We start from the raw sequence: 609 nt of genomic DNA, 5'->3' as shown, positions 1-609 counted from the left end.
ATCACGCGGAAGCGCGCGGGGATATAGTCCAGCACTTCGGTGACGTCCTCGCCGAGCTGCGTCTGCTGACCAGTACAGCCCGGCGAGCATGTCTCCGGCCGATGCTCCACCAGCTGGCGCGGCACATGTTCAGGGATCGGCGCCCTGACCCCAGCTTTACGCGGTGCCGGCTGCCGCACCTCGCCAAGTGATCCCGCGTCATCGTTGGCGGCAACAGGCGTGTCGATTTCGTCGAACATCAGCCGCAATTGGGCGATGTCCATCTTCTCGGAGCTGCGGCCGAACTGGACGCGCAGCAGTCGTGCCAAGCGATGCTCGAGCTTCTCGATCGTGAGGCTCTGGGTGGTGACGACCGCCTTGGCGGCATTCAACGCAGCGCGCTCCTGCTCGAGCACTTCGGCCATTTCCCGCAGCATTCGCTGCAGGAGAACCGGGTCGGAAGGAAGGCGATCAAGCTCGAACCGCATGGCCATTTTCATAGCCGATGCGAGAGCAAAACCCCAGTAAAATCGCGGTTTTCCGAAGGTTTATTGCTAGGCCAAGCTCGGCGCCACCACCTCGTCGTGTACGATCGCCTGCTTCCAGTTCAGGCCCTCGATCAGCATCGCC

The 609-nt window shown here is 62.4% G+C and carries 1 pseudogene; it reads right to left on the bottom strand.

The features are described 5' to 3' along the window. Positions 1-473 (bottom strand): annotated as a pseudogene (locus tag AX703_RS16755) (IS66 family transposase); the annotation flags it as partial. Positions 474-609 lie beyond the last annotated feature (136 nt).

It is taken from the genome of Novosphingobium sp. CCH12-A3, from assembly GCF_001556015.1.
In the GTDB taxonomy this organism is placed as follows: domain Bacteria; phylum Pseudomonadota; class Alphaproteobacteria; order Sphingomonadales; family Sphingomonadaceae; genus Novosphingobium; species Novosphingobium subterraneum.
Note: the sequence above shows the minus strand (reverse complement) of the source record. Positions and strands in the feature narration are given on the sequence as shown.